The organism is Pseudescherichia sp. (assembly GCF_031998825.1).
GTDB lineage: Bacteria > Pseudomonadota > Gammaproteobacteria > Enterobacterales > Enterobacteriaceae > Pseudescherichia.
In genome coordinates this window covers 40,261-43,406 of sequence record NZ_DAMACX010000023.1, presented here as the reverse complement: position 1 = coordinate 43,406, position 3,146 = coordinate 40,261, and the positions used below count along the sequence as shown (strand labels likewise).

Annotated in this window: 2 protein-coding genes and 1 pseudogene; all 3 read right to left on the bottom strand. The window is 65.3% G+C overall.

All coding sequences use genetic code 11. The annotated features are described in order from the left end of the window. Positions 1 to 1,634: pseudogene (gene fhuB, locus RTP97_RS12260) on the bottom strand (Fe(3+)-hydroxamate ABC transporter permease FhuB); the annotation flags it as partial. Beyond that, positions 1,631 to 2,521 carry a Fe(3+)-hydroxamate ABC transporter substrate-binding protein FhuD gene (gene fhuD, locus RTP97_RS12255; RefSeq protein ID WP_312413940.1) on the bottom strand — a complete coding sequence of 297 codons (891 nt, stop codon included), beginning with the start codon at positions 2,519 to 2,521 and terminating at the stop codon, positions 1,631 to 1,633. The pseudogene fhuB and the gene fhuD, both read right to left, overlap by 4 nt. Then, positions 2,521 to 3,146: Fe3+-hydroxamate ABC transporter ATP-binding protein FhuC (gene fhuC / locus RTP97_RS12250; protein WP_312413937.1), on the bottom strand; the 626-nt coding region annotated here is incomplete at its 5' end. The genes fhuC and fhuD, both read right to left, overlap by 1 nt.

Genomic DNA, 3,146 nt, shown 5'->3' with positions numbered 1-3,146 from the left:
AGCCAGCGGCGGCAGAGCGGTACGATAGCCAGCAGCAGCACCATCACGATAGCCGAACGCACCACCTGCTCGCCGGTGGCGTTATAGGTTGAGCCGGAGATCCAGGTAAGGATCTGCGCCATACGCGGATCGCCGCTGGCCTGCAACATCATCAGCAGCATGGTGAAGGCGGTGCTGAGCGCCATCCCGGCCAGCAGCATCCGGTGCGGAGAGAAACCGCCCCGCCCTGCCGCGATCAGGATAATCAGCAGAGTGACCGCCGCCCCGAGGCTCCCGGCCGGCAGCAGCCAGCCAAAGGCGTTCCCCGGCACAAAGAAGAGCATCAGCACGATGCCAAAGGCCGCGCCGGAGCTGATCCCTAACACTTCCGGGCTGGCCATCGGATTGCCGGCCAGCCGCTGAATAAAGCAGCCCGCCACCGCCAGCATCACGCCCGCTACCAGCGCCGCCATGATGCGCGGCCAGCGCCACTGCGCCAGCGCGTCCAGCATTTCACCGCTGGCCCAGTGCCAGCCCTGAGCATCGCGGCCCAGCGCCAGGGCAGCCATCGTTGCCAGCAGCAGAACCACAATCCCACCCAGCGCCCAGCGCGGCAGGTGCTGCCGCTCGTTGGGAACATTGTCCCCGGCGTTCATCTCCGGGGCGCTCATGCTCTTCAGGCGCGGCAGCAGCCACAGCAGCAGCGGCGCGCCAATCAGGGCCGTCACCGAGCCGGTAGAGACTTCCATCCAGACGCGGGTCAACCAGAGGATCACCTGATCCGAAAGCCAGAGGATCAGCGCCCCGATCAGCGGAGCCAGCAGCAGACGGGAGAGCAGCCGACGCGCTCCCAGCATCTTCGCCAGCAGCGGCGCAAACAGGCCGATAAAGCCGATGATCCCCACCGCGTTAACCAGCAGCGCGCTAAGGACAATCGCCAGCAGCAGCGCCCCCAGCCGGGCCAGCGACAGCGCCAGGCCCAGGTTACGCGCCACGCCGTCATCCAGCCCCATCAGGGTCAGCGGGCGCAGCAGCAGCAGAGTTAGCATCGCCCCGCCCAGCAGCTGCGGCCAGAGACGCTCTACCCCGCTCCAGTCGGTCTGGGTCAGGGTGCCGGTGCTCCACATAAACATGCTTTGCAGCTGCTCGTGATGGAACAGCACCAGCAGCTGGTTCACCGCCCCGCAGTAAAGGCTCACCACCAGTCCAGCGAGGATCAGCGTCACCGGCGAAAGACGTTTACCCCAGGCGACGCCAAAGACCAGCGCCCCTACGGCGCAGGCGCCAATCAGGGCGGCAAACTGCGAGGCCGCCACGCCGGGGATCGCCCACAGGGTGGTGACGGTAATACCCAGCTGCGCGCCGGTCGAGACGCCCAGGGTGGTCGGCTCCGCCAGCGGGTTACGTAGCACCTGCTGGAACAGCACGCCCACCAGTCCCAGTCCGGCTCCCACCAGCAGGGAGATTGCCAGCCGGGGCAGCAGGCTGTAGTGGAAAATCATTTGGCTGATGGCATCCACGTCCGGGTGCCAGATCGCCTGCGACCACTGATCACGCGGCAGCGCCTGAGAGAGGTTTCCCCAGGTCAGCCAGGCGGCGGCGATAAACAGGATCAGCAGTAACAGGGCGGGAAGCGGTGCGATACGCTTGCTCATGCTTTCCCTCCCAGGGCGTTATCCAGAACGCGGACAAAGTGCATCACCGACAGCGTCGCCCCGTAGAACCAGACCGCCGGCACGCGCTGGAAGCGGCCCGCCCGGACAAAGGGCATCGCCTGCCACAGCGGGGTTGCCATCAGGCGCTGCATATCCTGCTCGTTACCATGATCGAAGCAGATTACGTCCGCATCCTTATAGACCGCCAGGCGGTCAATGCTCACCGTGGTGCTGCCCCAGAAGGTCGTCTCCCCCTGCCAGGCGTTGCGAATGCCAAACTCATCCAGCGTCTCCTGGAACAGGCAGTTTGAGGCAAAGACCAGCATATGCTGAGCATCAAGCAGGGTGACCATCAGCAGCGGCCTGTCGCCGCGCCGGGCAAAGCGCGGCTTCATGGCGGCGATAAAGGCATCAAAATGGTCGAGGTGCGTGCGGGCGGCGGACTCGAGGTTGAGCAGCTGGGCCATCTCATTCATCGAGTTGCGCGCCATCGTCAGCGGCTTTTTGCCGTCGCTAAAGTTAAAGCCCCGGCCAGGAGCAATTCGCGCCAGCACTTCCGCCGAGGGGCCGTAGCCTGCCGACCAGACCAGATACGAAGGCTGCATCTGGGTGAGGAGCTCAAGATTGGGTTCGGTCCGCAGTCCGACGTCGATTGTCGAGGCGGGCAGCTTAGGTTCGTTGACCCAGGTGTTGTAACTATTCACGTCAGCAACGCCGTAAGGGGCCACGCCCATCGCCAGCAGCAGCTCTACCGGCAGCCACTCCAGCGCCACGATGCGGTTGATATCGAGGGCCGCCGCCCGCGCGGTTCCCGCCTGCCACAGCAGCGGCGAGAGGGCCATTGCGGTCAGCAGACGACGACGACTAATCATAGGTAAGCCCGCCATCAGTAGACAAAGCTCACCGGTGCCGCCCCTGCCGGGTGGGGCAGAATGCCCATCGGGATACCGTAGATCTGCTCCAGGGTCTGGGCCTGCATCAGCGACTCCGGCGTTCCTTCTGCAATTTTCTCTCCGCCGCGCAGCGCCACCAGATAGTCGCAGTAGCGTGCCGCCATATTGATATCGTGCAGAACGGCGATCACCGTTAGCCCACGCTGCTGGCTCAGGCGATGGATCAGCGCCAGGACGTCGACCTGATGGGCAATATCCAGCGCCGAGGTCGGCTCATCCAGCAGCAGGCAGCGGCTGTCCTGCGCTACCAGCATGGCGATCCACGCCCGCTGCCGCTCGCCGCCGGAGAGGCTATCCACCAGCCGGTGCGCCAGCGGTTTCAGTCCCACAAGGCCAATCGCCTCCTCCACCTTCTCCCGGTCAGCCACGCCAAAACGCCCCAGCGCCCCGTGCCACGGGTAGCGCCCAATCGCCACCAGCTCGCGCACCGTCATCCCCTCCGCCTGCGGCAGCTGCTGCGGCAGATAGGCGACCCGACGGGCAAAGGCTTTGCTGTTCCAGCTCGCCAGCGGCTGGCCGTCCAGCAGGATATCGCCCTCGGACGGTGGCTGATGACGAC

Bases quoted from the DNA above. Each gene is read 5' to 3' on its own strand.
- fhuD (WP_312413940.1), bottom strand. From the start codon at position 2,521: ATGGCGGGCTTACCTATGATTAGTCGTCGTCGTCTGCTGACCGCAATG.